The sequence below is a fragment of the Dyella sp. 05T440 genome (assembly GCF_056395965.1).
On record NZ_JBFTKN010000002.1, the window covers coordinates 74,114 to 94,473 of the forward strand.

At 62.0% G+C, this 20,360-nt stretch carries 23 protein-coding genes and 1 tRNA gene; 10 read left to right on the forward strand and 14 right to left on the reverse strand.

Going from position 1 to position 20,360, the window contains the following annotated elements:
- Positions 1–224: 224 nt before the first annotated feature.
- Positions 225–500, reverse strand: coding sequence for a hypothetical protein (locus tag AC1DE1_RS02070; RefSeq protein WP_477178870.1), 276 nt, complete (start codon positions 498–500; stop codon positions 225–227).
- A 101-nt stretch (positions 501–601) separates the two neighbouring features.
- Positions 602–1,063 (reverse strand): MCP four helix bundle domain-containing protein, encoded by a 462-nt coding sequence (locus AC1DE1_RS02075; protein ID WP_441611238.1) that lies wholly within the window; start codon positions 1,061–1,063, stop codon positions 602–604.
- 501 nt (positions 1,064–1,564) lie between these two features.
- On the opposite strand from AC1DE1_RS02075, the gene AC1DE1_RS02080 reads away from it, so the two are divergent.
- From AC1DE1_RS02080 to AC1DE1_RS02100, 5 genes are all read left to right on the forward strand, one after another.
- Complete coding sequence (locus tag AC1DE1_RS02080) at positions 1,565–2,257, forward strand: hypothetical protein (protein ID WP_477178871.1); 693 nt, start codon at positions 1,565–1,567, stop codon at positions 2,255–2,257.
- 95 nt (positions 2,258–2,352) lie between these two features.
- On the forward strand, positions 2,353–3,255 hold the full coding sequence (locus AC1DE1_RS02085) for a hypothetical protein (protein ID WP_477178872.1): 903 nt from the start codon (positions 2,353–2,355) through the stop codon (positions 3,253–3,255).
- A gap of 200 nt (positions 3,256–3,455) precedes the next feature.
- Positions 3,456–3,881 (forward strand): YeeE/YedE family protein, encoded by a 426-nt coding sequence (locus tag AC1DE1_RS02090; RefSeq protein WP_477178873.1) that lies wholly within the window; start codon positions 3,456–3,458, stop codon positions 3,879–3,881.
- Positions 3,878–4,297: a DUF6691 family protein gene (locus tag AC1DE1_RS02095; protein ID WP_477178874.1), complete on the forward strand. Its 420-nt coding sequence runs from the start codon at positions 3,878–3,880 to the stop codon at positions 4,295–4,297. The genes AC1DE1_RS02090 and AC1DE1_RS02095 overlap by 4 nt, the downstream gene beginning before the upstream one ends.
- Before the next feature lie 330 nt (positions 4,298–4,627).
- Positions 4,628–5,134, forward strand: coding sequence for a hypothetical protein (locus AC1DE1_RS02100; protein ID WP_477178875.1), 507 nt, complete (start codon positions 4,628–4,630; stop codon positions 5,132–5,134).
- Between the two features lie 150 nt (positions 5,135–5,284).
- On the opposite strand, the gene AC1DE1_RS02105 is transcribed toward AC1DE1_RS02100, so the two are convergent.
- Both AC1DE1_RS02105 and AC1DE1_RS02110 read right to left on the reverse strand, forming a co-directional pair.
- A complete protein-coding gene (locus AC1DE1_RS02105) occupies positions 5,285–5,683 on the reverse strand; it encodes a type II toxin-antitoxin system HicB family antitoxin (RefSeq protein WP_477178876.1) in 399 nt (132 codons plus the stop codon).
- A gap of 48 nt (positions 5,684–5,731) precedes the next feature.
- Complete coding sequence (locus tag AC1DE1_RS02110) at positions 5,732–5,908, reverse strand: type II toxin-antitoxin system HicA family toxin (protein ID WP_477178877.1); 177 nt, start codon at positions 5,906–5,908, stop codon at positions 5,732–5,734.
- 433 nt (positions 5,909–6,341) lie between these two features.
- Here AC1DE1_RS02110 and AC1DE1_RS02115 point away from each other — a divergent pair, with 433 nt between their 5' ends.
- The 5 genes from AC1DE1_RS02115 to AC1DE1_RS02135 all read left to right on the forward strand — a co-directional run bounded on the left by AC1DE1_RS02115 (position 6,342) and on the right by AC1DE1_RS02135 (position 8,963).
- Positions 6,342–6,686 carry a hypothetical protein gene (locus AC1DE1_RS02115; RefSeq protein WP_477178878.1) on the forward strand — a complete coding sequence of 115 codons (345 nt, stop codon included), beginning with the start codon at positions 6,342–6,344 and terminating at the stop codon, positions 6,684–6,686.
- 139 nt (positions 6,687–6,825) lie between these two features.
- Positions 6,826–7,140, forward strand: coding sequence for a HigA family addiction module antitoxin (locus tag AC1DE1_RS02120; RefSeq protein WP_477178879.1), 315 nt, complete (start codon positions 6,826–6,828; stop codon positions 7,138–7,140).
- A gap of 193 nt (positions 7,141–7,333) precedes the next feature.
- Positions 7,334–7,972 (forward strand): DUF2971 domain-containing protein, encoded by a 639-nt coding sequence (locus AC1DE1_RS02125; protein ID WP_477178880.1) that lies wholly within the window; start codon positions 7,334–7,336, stop codon positions 7,970–7,972.
- A gap of 98 nt (positions 7,973–8,070) precedes the next feature.
- On the forward strand, positions 8,071–8,574 hold the full coding sequence (locus tag AC1DE1_RS02130; protein ID WP_477178881.1) for a histone H1-like repetitive region-containing protein: 504 nt from the start codon (positions 8,071–8,073) through the stop codon (positions 8,572–8,574).
- Positions 8,574–8,963 (forward strand): hypothetical protein, encoded by a 390-nt coding sequence (locus AC1DE1_RS02135; RefSeq protein WP_477178882.1) that lies wholly within the window; start codon positions 8,574–8,576, stop codon positions 8,961–8,963. The genes AC1DE1_RS02130 and AC1DE1_RS02135 overlap by 1 nt, the downstream gene beginning before the upstream one ends.
- Positions 8,964–9,117: 154 nt before the next feature.
- On the opposite strand, the gene tcmP is transcribed toward AC1DE1_RS02135, so the two are convergent.
- From tcmP to AC1DE1_RS02185, 10 genes are all read right to left on the reverse strand, one after another.
- On the reverse strand, positions 9,118–10,299 hold the full coding sequence (tcmP, locus tag AC1DE1_RS02140; protein WP_477175660.1) for a three-Cys-motif partner protein TcmP: 1,182 nt from the start codon (positions 10,297–10,299) through the stop codon (positions 9,118–9,120).
- A 47-nt stretch (positions 10,300–10,346) separates the two neighbouring features.
- Complete coding sequence (locus tag AC1DE1_RS02145; RefSeq protein ID WP_477175661.1) at positions 10,347–11,099, reverse strand: DUF5131 family protein; 753 nt, start codon at positions 11,097–11,099, stop codon at positions 10,347–10,349.
- 333 nt (positions 11,100–11,432) lie between these two features.
- Positions 11,433–11,522 (reverse strand) — tRNA-Ser (locus AC1DE1_RS02150).
- A gap of 84 nt (positions 11,523–11,606) precedes the next feature.
- On the reverse strand, positions 11,607–11,969 hold the full coding sequence (locus tag AC1DE1_RS02155) for an LrgA (RefSeq protein WP_477175677.1): 363 nt from the start codon (positions 11,967–11,969) through the stop codon (positions 11,607–11,609).
- A gap of 10 nt (positions 11,970–11,979) precedes the next feature.
- Positions 11,980–13,260 carry a serine--tRNA ligase gene (serS, locus tag AC1DE1_RS02160; protein WP_477175678.1) on the reverse strand — a complete coding sequence of 427 codons (1,281 nt, stop codon included), beginning with the start codon at positions 13,258–13,260 and terminating at the stop codon, positions 11,980–11,982.
- 281 nt (positions 13,261–13,541) lie between these two features.
- Positions 13,542–14,117, reverse strand: a complete 576-nt coding sequence (locus AC1DE1_RS02165; RefSeq protein ID WP_477175679.1) for a hypothetical protein — start codon at positions 14,115–14,117, stop codon at positions 13,542–13,544.
- Positions 14,118–14,209: 92 nt separating this feature from the next.
- Positions 14,210–14,842: a DsbA family protein gene (locus tag AC1DE1_RS02170; protein ID WP_477175909.1), complete on the reverse strand. Its 633-nt coding sequence runs from the start codon at positions 14,840–14,842 to the stop codon at positions 14,210–14,212.
- A gap of 26 nt (positions 14,843–14,868) precedes the next feature.
- Complete coding sequence (locus tag AC1DE1_RS02175; RefSeq protein WP_477175680.1) at positions 14,869–16,215, reverse strand: replication-associated recombination protein A; 1,347 nt, start codon at positions 16,213–16,215, stop codon at positions 14,869–14,871.
- Between the two features lie 42 nt (positions 16,216–16,257).
- Complete coding sequence (locus tag AC1DE1_RS02180; protein WP_477175681.1) at positions 16,258–17,619, reverse strand: DUF3999 family protein; 1,362 nt, start codon at positions 17,617–17,619, stop codon at positions 16,258–16,260.
- Positions 17,609–20,308, reverse strand: a complete 2,700-nt coding sequence (locus tag AC1DE1_RS02185; protein WP_477178883.1) for a DUF2339 domain-containing protein — start codon at positions 20,306–20,308, stop codon at positions 17,609–17,611. The genes AC1DE1_RS02180 and AC1DE1_RS02185 overlap by 11 nt, the downstream gene beginning before the upstream one ends.
- Between the last annotated feature and the right edge of the window lie 52 nt (positions 20,309–20,360).

Here is a 20,360-nt window from a genome sequence, read left to right on the forward strand (position 1 = left end):
GCATGCGAACGGGCCGCCGCACGGGTGTGCCCCGGGATGCATGGCTGGTGGATTCCCCTTTGGCAGGCCGCCCCTAACGTGCCCGCCCCTTTGCATGTTATCGAAGTTCAATGGCGATCAAATACTCCGTTTGGATGGCTAACTCTGAGATCCGCGTCGCCTGACCGCCATCCGGCTTGCCAGCGCAGCCATGACCGATATGGGTCGGCATCGGGCGCCGCTGTTTATCGCGGTGATTGGTCATCCTCGCCGAGAAACCATTTTCGGTACCAGCGAGGCATGCTGCGGCCTTTCGCCCCACCGCGGAGACGTGAGGACCAGATCATCCACATCAACATGATTCCGGTCGCAAAACGAAAACCGAGAAAGACAAACGCACTGACCCTGTCGATATTTCGAGAATGAAACGAAATCAGGACACCCAGGATGATGCAGAACCCGAGAAAACCAGCGAGTCCGCTCAGGTTGAACTGGCTACGTACCGAGCGATTTTCTTTCACCGCACCCTCCTGGTGTTTGAAAGCCTGCGATACGCACGCAACTAACGCTGCGCCCGCCCTTTCTCGAAAATGGGCTCCTCTCCAAGCCCGATTTTCCAAAGCTACTGGAGCAAGATTGGCGAGTTCACGTAGAACGTGAGGAAGCGCCATTGGCCGTCAATTTGGATCAGTCGAATATTGAGCTCGGCGTGACCGTTCTCAAATTCGCCCGATTCCGTGTAGGACGCACTGACTGCCTTGCCACTACCGATATTGACCGCGACAAGCGACTGCCCCTTCGGCTCGCCCAGGCTCTTCAGTGCGCCGAGTTTGGAGAGCTTTGCGAACAGTCGATCCACCTGGTCGGGATCCTTGGCCAGAATCGCCATCAGTTGTGGTGAGGAGCGCTTCAGAAGCTCGTCTTTCGACCAGGTCGCAACCACAGGCTTCACGTTCGTCTCGACATAAGCCTTGCTGGACGAGTCCAGGCGAGTCCCTTGATAGACGCCGATACCGACCATCACGGCGATGATCAAAAGCAACGCCAAAAAGATCCCGCCAAGGATCTGAAAGACCTTTTTCATATTCCCCCTTTTCGGCACGACTAAAGCGCGCCGGACAATCTTAGCCACTCTAATGACGAGAATCGCCACACGCTCCCATGGAGCAGAGGCGACCATCGCCCGTATCGCAACTTATTACGACAAGAACGATTGCAAAAATCCCCCCGCGAACTCTAGCGAGTCGTAAATCGCCATGCTAGCTTTTAGCTCAGGGGGATTTATGAAAAACAATTTGCGACCGCATTTTGCGGCAGCGCGATTGCGCGCGATCGCCAGATATCTCGACCAACGCATCTTCGTTCCGCAAGGCGACCGTTCCGGTTGTCGCGATCGTGTGCGCATGGATCCAGCGAGATCGTGTCCGACGCCCTGCGCTGCGATCACCTGACGCGCGCACCCGATCCCATTCCGCACACTGAGCCGATGGCTGGCTCGCGCGAACCCCATACGTTCGCGCAGCGTAGTCACGGGCGCGTCGCCCAGAACATGTCCATACCGTCCGACAACCACAGGGAGCAACACATGCAGTTTCGTATCGGAGTCGTTCTGGCAGCCGCGGCTGCCTTGTTGACTGGGTGTGCGGCAGCGCCGCAGCGGCCTATCGCGTTTTCTCCTGACGCGCAGAATGCGAATGCGCAGAAGGTCGGCGTCATCATGACGACGCTGCCCAAATCGGACGTCTATACGCCGGGCGCTGGCTGCCTGCTATGCATGGCCGCCGCGTCGATGGCCAATTCCAAGCTCACCACTTATTCGCACTCGCTGCCCGAAGAAGGGCTTTCCAAACTGAAGGAAGACGTTGGCAGTCTTCTGCGCAAGCGTGGCATCAATGCCGTCGTCATCAATGAAGACATCGACGTGTCCAAGCTTCCCAGCGCCAAGACCAGCGGACCCGATCTTGCAAAGAAGGACTTCACGTCGCTGCGCGCGAAGTACTCGGTCGATCACCTGGTTGTCATCGACATCCAGCAGGTTGGCTTTGAGCGTCCCTACTCTGCCTACATCCCCACCAGCGAGCCGATGGGCGTGGTGACCGGACTGGGCTACGAGGTGAACCTCGCCACCAACGCCTACGAGTGGTACTCGCCGGTGGGCATTCGCATTGCGTCCGATGGCAAGTGGGATGAGCCGCCGTCGTTCCCCGGCCTGACCAATGCCTATTTCCAGGCACTGGAAAAGGGCAAGGACCAGTTCCTCGCGCCGTTCAAGGGTTGATCGGCAAACCATAGTGAACCGGCGGCATCCGTCGCCGGTTCCGATCGAGCACTGGACCTACGCCCAGGGAGAGGGGAATGAACCGTTCTGCATTGATGGTCGCCGCGACCATGCTAGCCATTGCATCCTGCACGTTTGCACGCACCTCGGTGGCGACCGAGAAGCCGGTTGCCAATGTTCCGGCAGCCGCTGAACTGCACTGGTCGCTTGATGTGCCGGTGGATACCAGGGTGTCCTTCAGCGGCGTCGCCAACTTCGATCGTTCCGGCACGTCCGCCGGCGCCATGTTGTATCCCGCGCCCAGCGCGGTGGGTCTGCTCGCGGCCGTGTTGACCCACGCCGCCATCGAAAAGTCGAGCCGCAATTCCAAGAAGACAAAAATTCAGCAAGACGCCGACAAGGTGCTCGATCCGTACCAGCCCGTTCTCCAGAACTTCCTCACCGGCACGTTGCTGGGGCGCAGCGCGTCGCTCGCCACCGTCGGCGCCGGCAGAGAGGCCGTGCGCGAAAAACAAGACAACCACCAGGGCTGGTGGGTGCGCGTCACGCCGGAGTACGCGATGACGCAGGACCAGACCACGCTGGTCCTGGACGACGTGGTGGAGATCTATGCGCCCAACGAACGCAAGAAGGCGTCATACATCAACACCATTCGCGTCATAGCCTCCGCCCGGCCGGAACAGGACATACAGTCCTATTGGATGCAGAACCAGGGCGCCCCGCTCATCGAAGCAAGCGCCGAACTGCTCGCGACATCCCTGGACATCGCCATTGCCGATGCCTCCAAAGCAAAAAGCCAGCAACCGTATGAGACGGTCAGGTATATGGAAGGCCATGAAGAGCGCATGGAGCGCGGCCAACCGCTTGCCCAAGAGTGCGGCCGCATGTTGCTGCGCACCTTGCGGGGCACGCTGATGTCGGTGCCGGTGAAGCCGGACGAGACGACACCTGCAGTTGGGTGTGGTGGTGAGACGGCCAAGGCTGACGCTTCACCTTGATGGAGCTGCTTCGCGAAACAGGGGCGGCGTGCACTTCTTGGCGTGGAAGCCGCCCTACCCTGCGAACCGAGTCGGGTCCCATTTGGCGTTGGTTGAGAAGAGAGCCTGACTCGCCCTTCCAACCAAACGTCGACGACTAGCATTCCGAAACCCTCGGGGCCTATATTCGATCCATCGCAATCGCCAAGATCGGTGCCGATATGCACCCCTGGATCTCTTCGTTGATTGGCGGCGTCATGATCGGGCTTGCCGCGGTCTTGCTGATGGCGTCGATGGGTCGCATTGCCGGCATCAGCGGCATCGCCAGCAGCCTGCTGACGGGTGCGCGGGACCGGGGATGGCGCATCGTTTTCCTGATCGGCCTCATTGCGGCGCCCTGGCTGCTATTTCTGTGGCAAGGCGAGAGCGCCATCGGCGCGCCCGTGGTCTCGTGCCCCTGGATGGCGACAGCGGGCTTGCTGGTTGGCTTGGGCACCCGGCTTGGAAGTGGCTGCACCAGCGGTCATGGCGTGTGCGGCGTCGCCCGACTGTCACGACGTTCGTTGCTGGCCACGGCACTTTTCGTGGCCGCCGGCATGGCAACCGTCTTCGTCATACGACATCTGCTGGGAGGCCTGGGCGCATGAAGCTTGGCATCGCGTTGCTGGCCGGCCTGCTGTTCGGCCTGGGTCTCAGCCTGGGAGGCATGACCTCCCCTGCCGTCGTGCTTGGATTCCTGGACATCGCCGGCGCCTGGAATCCCCGTCTTCTGTTTGTGATGTTGGGCGCCGTGCTTACAACGGCCATTGGTTACCGCTGGGTGTGGAGCGGTCCGAGGCCCTGGTTCGACGATGCGTTCCACGTGCCTGATGCAACACGCTTCGACAAACGCCTGGTCATTGGCGCGCTGCTGTTTGGCATGGGCTGGGGCATCGCCGGTTACTGCCCGGGGCCTGCGTTGGCGTCGTTGAGTGGCGGCTACGCGTCGGTGCTTGTGCTTGTGGGCAGCATGGCGCTGGGCTGGTGGCTTGGGGCACGGGTGCCTGCCCAAAAGAATCGGTGACAAATGGTCCCTGGCACCATTTCTCGAGCCCCGAAATCGTCGGTTGGCGTATCAACATAAATAAGTAGCGCCGACCACTTACACCGATCGATCGCACGACCTACGCAGAAAATCGAAGGTTGCGATTGACCACGAGCCCAACAGCGATTGATTGTCCGATCGCTCGAGGTGCCTCGCCCTCCCCATTAGACGTTCGCCATCCAAGTCCCCCGAGCATCGCGATGAATCCGCGGGCCCATACCGTTTCGTTTCTGGTTGTTCAAACACAGCTGGCGATGTCACGGCGATACCTCGGGCGTGCTCTCAACCATTGGACAAGGAGAACGTTTGATGAAGATGAGGAAGGTCATTCTTATAGGCTTAGCCTGCCTTGGAACGATCACTGCATTAAAAGCGCAGGTCACGCCTGCCAGTTCCAACGTCGTCTCCTATGGAAAGGTCGTCAACACGTTCGATGTTCCGCGTGGATCGCCCGAATACGACCAGATCCGCGCATGGCTTACTGAGGCAATCACTCGCACCGGCGATCGCGTTGGCTCTCCAGCAAACCTCTCAAGCGACAGCCTCGGTGCCAGCATCCACGTCCAGGTCGTGCATCAGGTCACAACCAAAGGCAGCGTCGCCGCCATGGACGCGCCGATCATGCCACCCCCTCCCTGGACACCGGGGACGAGCGGCTACAGGGTCGGTGACTCGGCCATCGTCAGCATCACGAACGGAGGCTGGACCCAGACGTGGTCCTTGTCGCTGCAAAACACCGGCATGGGTTTGATGTGGCTGACGACTGAGTACCACGCAACGAGAGACCCTGTGGATCAACCTCCGCTACCGCATTGAGGTTGCGTGCCTGGGTGCCAAATCCTCACTGGGAAACGGAATGAGGTAGAAAAGGTGCCAGGCGAAAAGGTGCCAGGGCCAATTTGGGCTCCCGAAAATTGTCCCTGGCACTATTCTTCTCGATCCCTTTTTCGCGCGCCGCGACCGCGATCAGGCCGCCATCGCTTCCGCAGCCGCGCGAGCGAGAAAGCCGCTGCGCGACTCGCCTTTTGCATGCGCAAAGGCATCAATGGATGCCAACAGACGTTCCGGAATGGTGATGTTGATGCGGACAGCTTTGCCGCTCAACTTGGCCAGATCCACATCGGCGAACGCCCACGTCCAACCCTTGAACTCTTTGCGGCGTCGCAATGACTCTATGGTGGATGGCTTCGGCAACGCCTCACCACGTTCGATGTAATCCTCAAGCACCATCAGAATCGCTTCTTCGCTGCTGGTGATTGCATCGTCGATATTGTCGCCCGCGCTAAACGCCCCCGGAACATCCGGGACAACGACGCCAAAAGCGTGCTTCTCGTCGCCGTGTTCGATTGCAATGGGAAAACGCATGGTCTAAGTCCTTCGGGCAAATCGCGCAATAGAGTTCCGCGCCGACCATCACAGGCCGGCTTGCTTCTTGATAGCTGCCAGAGTCCCTGGCGGCAGGTCTTTCTTTGGATGAGGGACAATGACCGTAACGTTTGAGCTGTTCCGATACTTGTGGTGACTTCCATTCACACCGATCAGCTTAAATCCGGCACGTTCGAGCAGTTTTATTAGCTCTTTGCTGCCCATGGCGTCCCTGCCGCGAGCATGATGTGTATAGTACACACCACTGGGCGCCGCATCCATAGTGGGCCGACATCCAGCCGACAGATCAGGGGTTTCTGATTCAGGGACCACCCGATGCGAAAAAGTGCCAGGGACAATTTCATGGGTCTGCGTGCGCGTCGCTGAGAGCGCGCACTGCCTTCATGTCATCTAAGGGGATGCTGCTGACATTCGATCGGCCTTGCACCGTCACGCATCGCTTCGCCCAGATGGACACCCATCTCGCCGATCCCTGACAGACGATGCCAACCCTGCTTGTTAGGGTCAGTCAGTCATTCGCGCTGTCGTGTTGCACGGCCTCGCGAGTGACCATGACCACCAGGTCATGAGGCGCGGGCCGTGAGTGCGGCTAACACCCACGACCCGCTAACCATCAACAACTGATTGAGAGTTGATCATGGCTATCCGCGATCATACGGTACGCATTCGCTCGTCCGTTCCCCCTGACGACACCCTCACCGCTCCGCCTTGCAGCCCGTCATCCACGTCTGTGGCACGACCCGAAACCCTGCGTCACAGCACTCGCGGCGACATCGCATTGGCGGTGCTCGCCCTCTCGCGTCTGCGTCTCGACAGCGAGCAATGCCGCCACGCGCAGGCGCGGGGATTCCCCGGCAGACCGCTGCCATGGCCGCTTCCGGTGGCCGTCACGACCAGCCTCGGTACGGCCATCCACTGCCTGCAGCAGTACGCCCGCCTGCTCGGTGACGAGCCTCGATTGAACACCACACGCCTCCGATGATCGCCGTTAGGGCGCATCGGCCGGCATGGCGATGCGCCGCACTCGGGCGATCACCGACGAAGACGCCAAGCATTCACTGACACGGAGCGCTGTAAGCGCCTATCCGCTGCGCGGCCGTGTCCGACAGGGAGGAACCCCCATGGAACTGATCCAACTCACCCCGCACTCGGAAGTAGACCCCTCGCAACCCCTGCGAGCCCCCGGCGACATCCTGCTGCACGCCTACCTGATACCGCACGCACTCAACCCCGCCCAACTTGCTCGCCGCACCGGCATCCCCTCCAATCAGATCAAAGCCTTCATCGCCGACACCCACCCCATCACCCCCAAGATCGCCATTCGCCTGTCCCTCGCCTTCAACACCACCGCTTTCTACTGGCTGGCACTTCAGGCGCGGTACGATCTCGAAAGGGCGAAGCCTGTGGTCCGCGCTTATCGTCCTCTCGTTGATTAGACGAGTTAGGGCAACAGGACCCCGCGCAGGTGAGAAAGCATGGGCGCCGGGAGTGCCAGTGATGGCTCGAAAAGCGCCAGGGACAATTTGGTCTCCCGAAAATTGTCCCTGCACCGTTCTTCTGCACCATTCTTCTTGGTTGGGCTGCCATCCTTGGCCTCCGAATCATCACCGCCACTTGAAAAGGACCTTCATGCTCGTCTATCACTTCACCAAAGCGGAAACCGCCCTGGCGATCATCGAGTTTCGCCATTTGCGGCTTTCGCGCATCGCCAATTTGAACGATCCATTCGAATTCCTCGCGGCCGAGCTGTCAAATCCTGATCGGCGCGTAGCGCTGAAAAAGATGAAGAAAGAGATGAATGCTACAAAGGGCGTTGTCTCTTTTAGCAAGAGTTGGCAGAACCCTGTTCAATGGGCGCATTACGCCGAAAGCCATCGTGGCGTTTGTCTAGGCTTCGATGTGCCGCCCAGCAATCTCGCGCGCGTTAAGTACAGGGAGGGGCGCTTGCTCTGGCCCGATGGTCCCGTGTCTCACGAGTTCATGGAAGACATCCTTCTTACTAAATACGCGCACTGGGCGTACGAGAAAGAGCGCAGGTTGCATTGCGAATTAACAGACCGGTCGCCCGACGGGCACTACTACGTCAACTATGATGAGAGTGGCTTACCGCTTCGGCGTGTCATAGTTGGTGATCAATCGAAGTTGGCCAGAGCAGATATCGCGCGTGCTCTCGGGGAAAATGCGAAGGATGTTGAGGTATTCAAGGCACGAGCCAGCTTCAAGCGCTACCGCGTAGTGCGGCAGAAAAAAGAGTCTCTTTGGAAGTGACTGCCGGAGACTGATGCAGTTGCAAGATGGCGGCAATCTTGATTGGATGCCGGCGAGAGTGCCGGGTGGTTACGTCTAAAAAAGGGGGGGGACAGGGAATGGCGACGGCTAGGAAGGCGGCGGTGAAGAACGCCGCTGTGAAGCAGGGGGCTGCGAAGCAAGCGGCTAACAAGAAAGCGAGAAAGAAGGCGGCTTTGAAACCATTGGCGAGGAAGCCAGCGGCAAGAAAGGCTGCGGCAAAGAAGCCCCTGGCTAGGCGGGTAGCGAAGAAAGCCACAACCATAGCCAAGCGCGCTGCAAAGCCTGCTGCAAAGAAGGCAGCCACTAAGAAAGTTGCTACCAAGAAGGTTACTGCCAAGAAAGTTGCTTCGAAGAAGGTCACTGCAACCAAACGGCCGGCAGTAAAGAAGGTCGTAGCAAAGAAGGCGATGGTCAGGGGGCCCGAAACGCGGATTGCGCGGCAGTCCTCCATGAGTGCCGGAAAGACCTTTGACTACATGGAGCTAGCTCTTTTTGTCGAAGACGACGCTGAAACCGTAACCGCGCCCCCTATCCGGAAGCGTAAGGGTAACGGGAACAGCGGCGGTCCGAAGGCTTCCTGATGCAGCTAAAACAAGCATGGGCACACGCTGACTACTTCACGGGCAAGGCTAGCGAACTTGTCCGGCAGCTGGCCTTTGCCGGCATTGCCGTCGTGTGGGTATTCAAGAACAACACTCAAACCGCGGTGATTCCGAACGACTTTGTTTTGGCTCTGTTTTGTCTGGTACTCACACTCTTGTGCGACTTTTTGCAGTACGCATTCGGTGGCATCGAGTGGAGAGGATACGGCAGCTATCAGGCAAAAAAGCACGGCGGTTCAGACGATGACGAGATTGACGACGCTCCGCAGTGGCTAAACTACCCGCACACATTCTGCTATTACGCCAAATTAGTACTTATCGTCGCAAGTTATGCGCTGTTGATATCAGGTGTAAGCGCGCGACTTTGACTAAGCGAAAAAGCGAGGCCAGGTTCACTTCTCAAATGGAAGTCCATCGATAGAAGTGAACCTGGATCACCGCTGATTGCCAATCCACCAGAAAAACCTTTGCTTTCCGACCTAGGTTGATGGGTGTTTGAGGTCGGCGCCGAGGTACTACGTGTTACTTTAGCCGTCGAAGCAGCTCGCCTTTCTTCTTGAAGTTGACAGGGAACTTGGTCCGGTGCCCTTTCGCCTGGGTGTTCTCGATGACGCCCGCCTCGATAAGCTCGCCTATGCCCATCAGATACTCCGAGAGCAGGAAGTCGCTGTGCTCGATGAGGTCGGCCATGACGGCGGCGTCCACCTGCAGTTCACTCCCAACGTTGGGAAAATGTGCCATCCACTGCTGTTTGACTTGGTTCAACGACACCTGCCGCTCGGGCTCATGGGCGTCGGCCGAGAAAATATCGGGCTGCCCCTTTTTTTTGGCGAATGTATCCAGGCGATACTGCAGCTTCAGCCTGGCTTGTGTCCGGTTCACGTCCTCGGCCTCCTGGTGAAAGGTCGTCAAACCGGTCGGATTGGCGGTGGTATACACCAAGTAGAAAATCACCTTGTCCTTGTCGACGTACTCAACCGGCAACATGGCGGTGCGCAGTCGCTGCCGGTGAGCACCGACACAGGCCTGGACGAGCTGGTCGCGGTATCGCCGCATAAGGACGCGGCTTCTTCCCTCGGTGCCCACCAGGGCGGATTCCCAATCCTTGCCAAATACTGCCGCGAGATTGGCCTTCTGCTCAGGATGACCAGTGGCGAGATTGATGAAGTTCCACATGACATTGATGAGCAGCTCGGTCTTCGGTCGTCGCAGCAGCGGTGCCAAGCTGTCGGCCTCGATGATGCCCTTCCAACCGAACGGGTCAACGAAGACGAAGGCAAACTCATCAGGCTCCAGCCAATGCAGCACGTCTGCGATGCTGGACTCGAAGGGTTTGCACCACACTTCAGGCCGGGTGATGTTAGCCGGCGCGGTTTGCACGTGCCCGTCGAGGAAATTGGCACGTTCGCTGTCGGTCTCCATAAAGATCGACCGAAACCGCACGGGCTTGCCGAGCTTCTTCTGCAGATTGTCCTGGCAATTGGCCATCGTGCGAATGGCGATGCCTGGAGACGTGTCGGATAGGTCAGCTGTAGTGGACTTCCACGGACCGGCAAACCCATCGATGTAGGCGATCTTGGGCGCCCATTGCCCAACGATCATCAGGAGCCGCTCGAGATAAGCCTCGAGAATAGTGTGTTTGACCAGAGAGTGCTCGCGCTCGGGATATTGCTGGAGCGCCTCCTGAGCCGGACGTGGCTTCATGCTTCATCCTTGTCTAAGGAGGCAGGCCTTGCCCCCTGCTATGTGCGTTACAACGCAGCGGCCGCCACCGCGTCGGGCATACCATTCCATTGCCGGCCGTCGAGTTCCCGCCCGTTGGCCTTCTTCGAGCGGCGTTTGCCGTCGGCACCCCAGCCGCCCCACTGCTTGAAAAAAAAGGTCGAGCCCTGCGCGTCGCACTGTCTATGAATCGCGCGCGCCCATTCTGGGCTCATGGGCCTCGCCTTCGGCCCGGACTCACCACCGACGATAACCCAATGGATCCCGGTCAAATCTAGGTCACCCAAGTCCTGCAGGAGAGGCTCGCAGGAGAGGAAGCGGATCTTCGCAGGGATATTGCGCAGCGCGTCGATGCGCGGTACGCCATGGCGGCGATTCTCCACCGACACGCCCAGCCACACGTTGGAGGGCACGGATCGGGTCGCGAAGTATTTAGCCAGGCGCTCGTGCCGTTTGGTCAGGATCTGGTATCGATGCTGAGGCGTGCTGGCAATGACGGCCATCACCTGGTCGAGAAAACTGTCCGGGATGCGCTCGTGAAACAGGTCGCTCATCGAGTTGACGAAATATATGGTCGCCTTCTTCCGCCGCGTGGGCTCGTCAAGCCGGTCGGGTAGCAGATTCAGCCGGAAGCCATTGCGGTAGGCGTCCAGGCCCATTGCCTGCAGGCGACGGGCAAGCGTCTCGGCATAGCAGTGCTTACAGCCCGGAGAGACCTTCGTGCACCCGATGGTCGGGTTCCAGGTTTGCTCGGTCCATTCGATCCGTGAGCTCGTCGTCATGTCAGCGCCTCTCGCCCGCCTATCATAGCTGTCCGGCCATCCGTCCGCTTAAGGGGAGCCGCGGGAATAGTCGATGATAAAACCAGGGTCAGAGTGCACTTTTCTGTCGACCGACGCTGTTTGACTCTGGTGTTGGAAAGCTTGACTGAAGTTTTGTGGACGGGTGGGATTGTTGGGTGCATCCATGCACCCAACCCTTCCGCGCTTCGCGCTCCAGGGCCAGCCTACGGCTGTCCAAATTTGTTCCGGACAAATTTGTCGGACCCGGGTGGGTTCTCACCCAGTCTGTCCATCAGAAACGAAAACGCCCCCATGCGGGGGCGTTTTCATTTCTGGCGGAGAGAGTGGGATTCGAACCCACGGTAGGCTTACACCTACGGCAGTTTTCAAGACTGCTGCCTTAAACCGCTCGGCCATCTCTCCGTGTTTTGTGTGCTCGGGTTGCGCCGTTAAGGCACTGGATTCCTGCTTTCGCAGGAATGACGAGCTGTGCGGGTCGTCATCCTATCAGGAATGCGGTGCAGCTCCCTGCCCTTTTTTCGACAAGGCAATCATCGCCCACAGCATGATGGCGACCGGAATGGCGGCCCCAAGCAGCGGGAGTAACAGGATCGGTTGGCGGATCACCATCGGTACCAGCTGCGTCGCAGAGGCGAAGGCGATGATGGCGAAGCGGAGGTTGCGGCTGTGGCGGGCGAACCAGAAGGAGCCCACCACCAGCACGGTGGCGATGGCGCTGAGCACCAGGTCCACCGTGGCCATGGGGAACATGGTGACCAGGCCGAGACGGGTGAGCAGTTCGGTCGCCAGGATCACCAGCAAGGTGTAGCTGGCGGCGAGTTCCACTTTGTCCCAGCGCTGGATGCTCATGTCCGGTGCCTCAGGCGATCTGCGTGAGGTTGCGCAGGTACGGGCGCAGCACCTCGGGCACGGTGATGGAGCCGTCGGCGTTCTGGTAGTTCTCCATCACGGCGACCAGGGTGCGGCCCACGGCCAGGCCGGAGCCGTTGAGCGTGTGCACCAGTTCGGGCTTGCCGGTGGCCGGGTTGCGCCAGCGGGCCTGCATGCGGCGGGCCTGGAAGTCGCCGCAGTTGGAGCACGAGGAGATTTCGCGGTAGGTGTTCTGGCTGGGCAGCCACACTTCCATGTCGTAGGTCTTGATGGCCGAGAAGCCCATGTCGCCGGTGCACAGCAGCACCTTGCGGTACGGCAGGTTCAGCAGCTGCAGCACTTTCTCTGCGTGGCCGACCATTTCTTCGAGCTGGGCGTGCGAGTGTTCGGGCGCGGCGATCTGCACCATTTCGACTTTTTCGAACTGGTGCTGGCGGATCATGCCGCGCGTGTCGCGGCCGTAGCTGCCCGCTTCGGCGCGGAAGCACATGGAGTGCGCGGTGAGGCGCATCGGCAGTGCGTCCGCTTCGATGATGCTGTCGGCGACGAGGTTGGTGAGCGCCACTTCGGCGGTGGGAATCAGGTAGCGCTTGCTCTCGTTGACCTCGGTGGAGAACAGGTCGTCCTCGAACTTCGGCAGCTGGCCGGTGCCCTTCATGGTGTCGGCGTTGACGATCAGCGGCACGTTGCATTCGAGGTAGCCGTGCTCGCCGGTCTGCAGGTCGAGCATGAACTGGGCGAGTGCGCGATGCAGGTGGGCGAGCTGGCCGCGCAGCACGGTGAAGCGCGCGCCGGACAGCTTGGCGCCGGCGTCGGCATCGAGCCAACCGTGGCGGGCGCCGAGGTCGACGTGATCCTTTACCGGGAAATCGAACGTGCGCGGCGTGCCCCAGCGCAGCTGCTCGGCGTTCTGGGTTTCGTCGTTGCCCAGCGGCACGGACTCGTGCGGGATATTGGGGATGCCGAGCGCGATGTCGGCGAGCTTGGCCTGCACGTCGGTCAGGGCGTGCTCGTTGGCCTTGAGCTTGTCGCCGATGCCGGCGACTTCGGCCATCAGCGGGGCGACGTCTTCACCCTTGGCCTTGGCCTGGCCGATCGCCTTGGACCGCGTATTGCGCAGGTTCTGCAGCTCCTGCGTCTCGGTGGACAACTGCTTGCGCTGGCTCTCCAGCGCCTCGATGGCGACCACGTCGAGTTCGTAGCCACGGGTGTCCTTGAGGCGCGCGGCGGTTTCGGCCAGGCGCGAACGCAGCAGTGCGGGGTCCAGCATGATCAATCCAGATGTGGGGCTTGGAACCTTGGATTATCGCTGGGGGGCTGGCTGGGGGGCAATGTTGGGGTTTTGGGGTGGCTGGACCCAGGAAGGCCGATGGGAGAGCGTGTCGGCGGCCAGCCGTGGCGTTGATTATGGGCGCCCCGTCGCGCACAGGGTGCGCTCCCACAAGGGTTGCGGGAGCACCCCAGACAGGTCGCCCTGTAGGGGCCCGCCTTTGTGGGAGCGCACCCTGTGCGCGACGGGGCGTGCCGATCACGCCCCTTTGTGCGCGACGATCAGTGCACCCTTCGCCCATTCCTCCCCAGCCACCACGCCATCACCGCACCGGCGAGGAGCCAGCCGACGACTTGTTCGATCAGGGCGGCCAGGGTGAAGTTGGTGGGGAAGCGGTACCAGTTCCAGTACGGCACCAGGGTGCTCAGCCAGGCGAACACGGCGGCGGCCAGGGCGATGCTCAGGCGCGTCATGAAGCTGAAGGCGGCCAGGCCCATCACGAAGGCCAGTGCGAGCGCGGACAAGGTGTCCGACGCCCATTGCCGCGGCAGCTGGCCGCTCATGTCGGAGAGGTCTTCGCCCTGGGGCATGTAGACGATGAAGGCATAGGGCGCTGTCTTGGTCTTGGCCGAATAGGCCTCCATCACGGCCTTGTCATGCATTTTGGCCGGGTCGACCGAGGGAACGATGTAGACGCCGGTCTGATCGCCCAATCCGGGCCGCAGGCTGGCTAACACCGTGTCTTCGGCCACCGGCTGATGCATGCCGACATCACCCAACCCCAGCGCCATATGTGCCACGGCGCCCCAGATAAACATCACGATCCCGCCCATCAGTGCTGCTACCAGTACTCGCATGGCTCGCTCTCCCTCGATACCTACGGTGCGGCGAATCTATGCCCGCCGTGCGGGGCGCCGCAAGGTCGGTCGCAGCAGCGACGGCGACGGGATCAGCCGGTGCGGGAGACGCCGACCGGCAGCGCGCCCAGGCGATGCATCTCCGGCTCGTCCCACAGCGAGGGATCGTCCAGGCAGGCCAAGGCAAAGGCGTGCGCGTCCTCGCCCCAGAACAGACGGCCATCCAGCGACAGCGTGGGCACGCCGAACACGCCCTCAGTCATGGCCTCGTCGAAATTGGAGCGCAACTGCGCCTTCACGGCGGGATCGGCGATGGCGGTCGTTGGGTCGGCGATGCCCAGACGAGCGGCTACCGACGCCAGTGCGGCGATGCTGTCGCCCGCATTTCCCTGGGCCCATATCCAGTCGAAGATCGCATCCGTCGCCGCCACCGTGCTGCCGGCCGCGATGCACAGCCGAAGCGCAGCCAACGGATTGAACGGATGTGCCGGCGGAAAACGCAGCGGCTGGCCGTTCTGGCGTGCGCGCCACAGCGCATGGCGATAGGTGAATTCACGCTTGCCCGGGATTTCCGCCGGACCTTTCTGGCCGTGCCGCTCCAACACGCCGGCGAACACGATGGGTCGCAACGTTACCGGCCGAGACGCCGCCAGCAGTTTCACCTTGGGCCACTGCAACCAGGCAAACGGGGAGATGAAGTCGAAATACCAAGTGATGGACATGATTCAACTCCACGTACCGGAGGGTGGGTTTATTCGCCGCGCGCCTTGCGTCGCGCTTCGCGCAGGCTGAGCAGCTTCTCGCGCAGCTTCACTTCCAGACCGCGATCGACCGGCTCGTAGAACACGGTGCCGTCCAGCGCATCGGGCAGGCATTGCTGATCGAGCGCGACGCCGCCTTCGCTGTCGTGGTCGTACTGATAGCCCTGCCCGTAGCCCAGGCCTTTCATCAGCTTGGTGGGTGCATTGCGCAGATGCATCGGCACGTCGAGCGTGCCGGTCTGCTGCACCACGGCGCGGGCGGCGTTGTAGGCCTTGTAGGCGGCGTTGCTCTTGGGCGCGATGGCCAGCCAGATGGCGAGCTGCGCCAGACCCAGCTCGCCTTCGGGACTGCCGAGGCGCTCATAGGTGTCCCACGCATCCAGCGCCATGCGCCAGGCGCGCGGCTCGGCGAGGCCGACGTCTTCCACGGCCATGCGCGTCATGCGGCGCGCGAGGTAAAGCGGATCGACGCCGCCATCGAGCATGCGCGTCAGCCAGTACACGGCCGCATCCGGATCGGACGAGCGCACCGATTTGTGCAGCGCCGAGATCTGGTCGTAGAACTGCTCGCCGCCCTTGTCAAAGCGGCGCGTGCGATCGGCCAGCACCTGGGTGAGCGTGGTGTCGTCGATGCGGTGGTCTTCGGCCAGTTCCGACGCAATTTCCAGCAGCGTGAGCGCGCGGCGCACGTCGCCATCGGCGGCCTGGGCGATCAGCTTGAGCGATTCGTCGGCGACATCGAGCTGCATGCTGCCCAGGCCGCGCTCGTTGTCTTCGAGTGAGCGCTTGAGCGCCATCACGATGTCGTCCACCGTGACGGCTTCCAGCACATGCACGCGGCAGCGCGACAGCAAGGCGGAGTTGAGCTCGAACGAAGGGTTTTCGGTGGTGGCGCCAACAAAGATGATCACGCCGCGTTCGATATGCGGCAGGAAGGCATCCTGCTGGGCCTTGTTGAAGCGGTGCACCTCGTCCACGAACAACACCGTGCGACGACCCTGCGCAAAATTCACCTCGGCCTCGGCCAGCGCCTTGCGCACATCGGGCAGGCCCGACATCACGGCGGAGATGGCGCGGAAATCCGCATCGGCGTAGCGCGCCACCAGCAAGGCCAGCGTGGTCTTGCCGCAACCGGGCGGGCCCCACAGGATCATCGAATGGACGCGGCCCGCTTCCAGCGCACGGCGCAGCGCCTTGCCGGGAGCCAGCACGCGTTGCTGGCCCACGATTTCATCCAGGGTGCGCGGCCGCATGCGTTCGGCCAGGGGTTTGAGATCGTCGGGCTCGGCAAACAGGCCCGGCGCATCGAACATATCGCTGCGTGACATGCCGGGCATTCTAGGACATCGGGCCATGGGGGCGGCATGCCCCCGATCGCATCAGGATTTCGGCGCGTCCTCGCGGCCCTGGCGCAGCAGGCTGAAGGCCATGCCTGCCACCACCAGCGCGCCCAGCGTCAGGACTACCCACAGCAAGGGCTTGGTCCAGTCGTAAGGGACCTTCGGCGCGTTCAGGGCTGAAGGGCCGGCCTCGTCCATGCGCGGCCCCAGTTGTGCCACGGGCGGCTGCCATTCCTCGCCGCGTTGGCTGCGCAAGCGGCTCAAGGCCTCACCCACCGGATAGTCGCCACGTCGCGCTGCGTAGCTGCCCGCCAGCAATCGATAGGGCGCGCTGCCTTCGGGAAGCCATACGTATTGCGCAGGCAACCAGCCCACGCGCACCGCGGGCGCGCCAGCGAGCGGCGTGTCGCTGTGCACGCGCAGCTGCTTCACGTTGCGCTCGCCGATGGTGGCCGTGACCTCGCCACTCTTGCCGCCAGCGCGAACCAGATCGAGTGCCGCCACTTCCATCCACGGGGACGCGCCGGCGCCCTGCACCAGCACATGCACGCGGGCGGCGTTGTTGGCTGCAGGCAACGCAACGACTACCGACTCCACCGGTAGCGCCGCAGGCAACGCGTAGTCGTAGTCGGCCGCGCCCTGCCCGCTTGCCTTGGCCACCAGCCACTGCAATTTCGACGCGCGCTCGGCGGCGACGTCAGTGATGCTGCCGGACAGTTTGGCGATGGGCGCGTGGCCTGCGCTCCAATCCACCTGGCCGTCAGCAAGGCGCACGCGAAAATAGCGATACGCATCGCTGCTCGCCACCTCCGCCGCCAGCTGCTCGACTTCGTCCTGCTCGCCGTGCACGCGGGTCAGGCTGAGGTCCGATGCGAGCAGGTTCCACTGCCGCAGATCGTTGCTGCCTTCCACCGTCAGATGAAGCTGGAAATCCTCGCTCAGCGAGGCCGGATCAAGCGCGAGCTGATCAAGGCTGATCGTGCGGCCCGCGTCGATCAACCATGCATCCGGATGTTGCACCGGAGCGGCGCGGTCGGTCTGGCTGATGACGATGCCGCCATCGGTATTGCGCTCCACTTTGACGCTATCGGCCAAGGCGGCCGACACCGGCAACGGCAGCATCCGCGCCATCGCCTCGAAGGGACGACTGATGGGTGGCGAGGGCGGCAGCGGCGCGAACGGCACCGGCCGGCCGAGTGCGTTGACCACGATCAGATCATGCAGATCGGCATTGGGATTGACGGAGGCATACACCTCCGGTGTGAGTGTCACCCGATAGGCCTCGCCCGATGCTTTCGTATCCAGCGCAAACGCATAGGCGTAATCCACATTGCTGTCTGCCCGGGCCGTCGCCACGGGCAACATCAGGGCGAGTGCGATCCAACGCATATCAAGGCGCATGCCCGGTCTCCTCCATCGACGATGAGCGGCGCGGCGGAGCCGGCGCCAGGTATCCAATCACGCTGCACAACAGGCCGAAGGCGATAAACGAACCGATACCGAACAGGTTGCCCAGCTGACGACGGTCGATAAGGATCAGCTTGGCCAGCACGACGCCCATGAGCACCGCACCCGCCAGCCAGAACAGGCGATGGCCATGCCGCGAACCCCACACCCAGGCAAACAGGCCCAACACGCTCCATACCAAGGTGAGCGACATCTGGGTGACGCTCGAATCGACCAGCTCCCTACCCCATGGCACGCCGCCTAGTTGATGGACTGCACGCAAGGTGAAGCTGGTAGCGAGTGCCAGCACGATGCCGCCCAGCACGGGGCCGCGACTGCGCTGCAACAGTGCAGGCAGCGATGGCTCGGCCAGCCACGCTGCATAAGCGAGAGCGATCAACAGCAGCAGCATCTCCAGCGGATTGACCAGCGGCACGTAGTGCAAGGGCGTTGCGTCGCCTGCATGGAACAAGGCCACGCAACCGACCAATCCAAGTACCGCGAGTAGCGAATACTTCAGCGGCGCCAGCCACAAGGGCATGACGTTTTCCATGGGCGCTGCGATCAGGCGGGGCCGCGCGTGCGACACCGCAAACGCAATGAGCAGCGGCGCAAAACTCAGCAGCATCACCCAGCTATCGGACAACCAGCGCAGCCGATCCACGGCCACCGCCACGCCCACCGCTGCCAGCAGGATCCATCGCCATAGCCACAGCCCGTGCGCCGCAGCGCCTGCCCATGAGGTGTCGCGCAAGTTGAGCAACGTGCGCCAACCAAGGATGGCTGCGAACAGCACGGAGAGCAGATTCCAGCCGCGCCATGGCTGCTGGTGAAAGCCCGCGGCCATCAGAATGAGCAGCAGCATGGCGGCCATGAAGGCCACTGGCGTCCATACCAGTGCCGCGCCGAGTTCCGCCGTAGAGCGATAGCGCGCCGCTTCGGCAAGTGCCCATGCGGTGAATGCGAGCCACGCCATCCAGGCCGCAAACAGATTCGTATCCGGTACGAAATGCACGATCTCCTGCGCGCTGGCGGCCAACCACCAGAGCAGCGCCCAGGCGAACATCACCAATGAGAACACGCGATACAGCACGCGCCCCGCACTCCATCGCGACAACAGACCGCTGCTGGCGAAGCCCGCGAGCACGATCATCAGCGCACTGATGAATTCGCGATTGAGCACCGGCAACGCGCCATAGCCGCCATGCATGAACTGGTCGATCAGCAAGGCAAACCCGGCGAACAGTTGCAGCGCGACGCCGCTCCACGTGGCCAGCCATCGCTGCTGACGCAAGCCCAGCCAGATCAGGCCGGCACCTTCGAGCGCGAAGATGCTGCCAGTCACATCGGCGCGCAGTGCGAGCGGCACGGTTAGCGTGGCAAGTGCCACGGCCAGCACCGCCCAGGTATCGCGCAGCAGACGCATGGCCGGCTGGCGACGCGAGACATAGGCCACGCCCAGGTAAATCACTGCTGCCACCAGCGTGGACATTGCCAGCGCCTTGCCATCCCAATGCAACAGCGCGCCTTGCAGCAACAGGCTGATCAGCGGATTGCCGAACATCAGGCAGCCATCGATCACCAGGCGCCGATCCACCGGCGCGCGCACCACGTGCAGCCAGGGAATGACCAGATAGAACAGGAAATTCAGCACCAGGAACGGCTCGGTGCTGGCAAACAGCGCGGGCTCGTAGCGAAGCACGCCCCAGGCCGTGCCTACGCCGAAAGTTGCGATAAAACCCAGCAGGTTCAGCACGCGCCACGAACGTTTCCACGCGATGCCCAGGATGGCGAGGTTGAGCACGGCGTAGTAACTGAACAAGGCCACGTGGCTGCCATTGCCAGTGGACACCAGGATGGGCGCCGCAAATCCGGCCAGCAGGCCAAGCACGGCCAGCGCCAATGCGTCCTGCATTACGGCAAGCACGCCCACGCCGGCCACCAGCACGATCAACAAGGCGAACGCGGCGCCCGCAGGCAGCAGGTCGTAGAGACGGAACGCGGCAAACACCGTCATCACCAGCACGCCGATCGCGCCGCCCTGCACCGATAGCGCGAAGACACGCTGGCTCTCGCGCTTCTTCCAGCCAAAGGCGAGTCCTGCCACGGCGGCCAGCGCCACCATCGCCACGCGCAAACCAATGGGCACGCGCAGCATGCCTGCATCCGCGGCGTACTTGAGCAAGGCCGCCACGCCGGCGAACAACACCAGCATGCCGATCTTCACCGGCACGTTGCCTTCGGTGAACCAGCGCCACACGCGGCTGGTCAGGCGGTCCAGCGCAGACGGCGTCGATGGAGCGCGAGGCGTCGGGTCAGCCGCAGGCCATGCGGCGGGTCCCACGGGCGCAGGGGCCGCTGCTGTTGGAACCGGCGGAGGAGCGGCAACCACAGTCGTCGCCGGTGGCGGCTCTTGCACTGCCTCGCGCGCCTCCTGGGCAGTCACCCACGGTCGCTCAGCGGCAACCGTCGGCGAGGGCCTGGCTTCGTTGAGTTGCGCACGCAGGCTTTTCAGCTCGCGGGACAACTGCAGCTGCCTGCCCCAGATCAATCCCACGGCCGCACCGCCAACGATGCCCGCAAGGCCGCCTTCGGAGGCCAGCCCGCCCAGCACTGCACCTATCACTATCCATAGAAAAACCATGACCATCCATCTCCAGCCACGCCGGGTTGTCATGGCGTCAGTGTGACACGGA

Coding starts and splice junctions, on each gene's coding strand:
- AC1DE1_RS02155 (WP_477175677.1), bottom strand. CDS start 11,969: ATGAGCATCCAGCGCTGGGACAAAGTGGAACTCGCCGCCAGCTACACC.
- AC1DE1_RS02110 (WP_477178877.1), bottom strand. CDS start 5,908: ATGGGCAGCAAAGAGCTAATAAAACTGCTCGAACGTGCCGGATTTAAG.
- tcmP (WP_477175660.1), bottom strand. CDS start 10,299: ATGAAGCCACGTCCGGCTCAGGAGGCGCTCCAGCAATATCCCGAGCGC.
- serS (WP_477175678.1), bottom strand. CDS start 13,260: ATGCTGGACCCCGCACTGCTGCGTTCGCGCCTGGCCGAAACCGCCGCG.
- AC1DE1_RS02180 (WP_477175681.1), bottom strand. CDS start 17,619: ATGCGCCTTGATATGCGTTGGATCGCACTCGCCCTGATGTTGCCCGTG.
- AC1DE1_RS02130 (WP_477178881.1), top strand. CDS start 8,071: ATGGCGACGGCTAGGAAGGCGGCGGTGAAGAACGCCGCTGTGAAGCAG.
- AC1DE1_RS02165 (WP_477175679.1), bottom strand. CDS start 14,117: ATGCGAGTACTGGTAGCAGCACTGATGGGCGGGATCGTGATGTTTATC.
- AC1DE1_RS02125 (WP_477178880.1), top strand. CDS start 7,334: ATGCTCGTCTATCACTTCACCAAAGCGGAAACCGCCCTGGCGATCATC.
- AC1DE1_RS02185 (WP_477178883.1), bottom strand. CDS start 20,308: ATGGTTTTTCTATGGATAGTGATAGGTGCAGTGCTGGGCGGGCTGGCC.
- AC1DE1_RS02145 (WP_477175661.1), bottom strand. CDS start 11,099: ATGACGACGAGCTCACGGATCGAATGGACCGAGCAAACCTGGAACCCG.
- AC1DE1_RS02115 (WP_477178878.1), top strand. CDS start 6,342: ATGGCTATCCGCGATCATACGGTACGCATTCGCTCGTCCGTTCCCCCT.
- AC1DE1_RS02120 (WP_477178879.1), top strand. CDS start 6,826: ATGGAACTGATCCAACTCACCCCGCACTCGGAAGTAGACCCCTCGCAA.
- AC1DE1_RS02085 (WP_477178872.1), top strand. CDS start 2,353: ATGGTCGCCGCGACCATGCTAGCCATTGCATCCTGCACGTTTGCACGC.
- AC1DE1_RS02100 (WP_477178875.1), top strand. CDS start 4,628: ATGAAGATGAGGAAGGTCATTCTTATAGGCTTAGCCTGCCTTGGAACG.
- AC1DE1_RS02080 (WP_477178871.1), top strand. CDS start 1,565: ATGCAGTTTCGTATCGGAGTCGTTCTGGCAGCCGCGGCTGCCTTGTTG.
- AC1DE1_RS02135 (WP_477178882.1), top strand. CDS start 8,574: ATGCAGCTAAAACAAGCATGGGCACACGCTGACTACTTCACGGGCAAG.
- AC1DE1_RS02095 (WP_477178874.1), top strand. CDS start 3,878: ATGAAGCTTGGCATCGCGTTGCTGGCCGGCCTGCTGTTCGGCCTGGGT.
- AC1DE1_RS02090 (WP_477178873.1), top strand. CDS start 3,456: ATGCACCCCTGGATCTCTTCGTTGATTGGCGGCGTCATGATCGGGCTT.
- AC1DE1_RS02175 (WP_477175680.1), bottom strand. CDS start 16,215: ATGCCCGGCATGTCACGCAGCGATATGTTCGATGCGCCGGGCCTGTTT.
- AC1DE1_RS02105 (WP_477178876.1), bottom strand. CDS start 5,683: ATGCGTTTTCCCATTGCAATCGAACACGGCGACGAGAAGCACGCTTTT.
- AC1DE1_RS02075 (WP_441611238.1), bottom strand. CDS start 1,063: ATGAAAAAGGTCTTTCAGATCCTTGGCGGGATCTTTTTGGCGTTGCTT.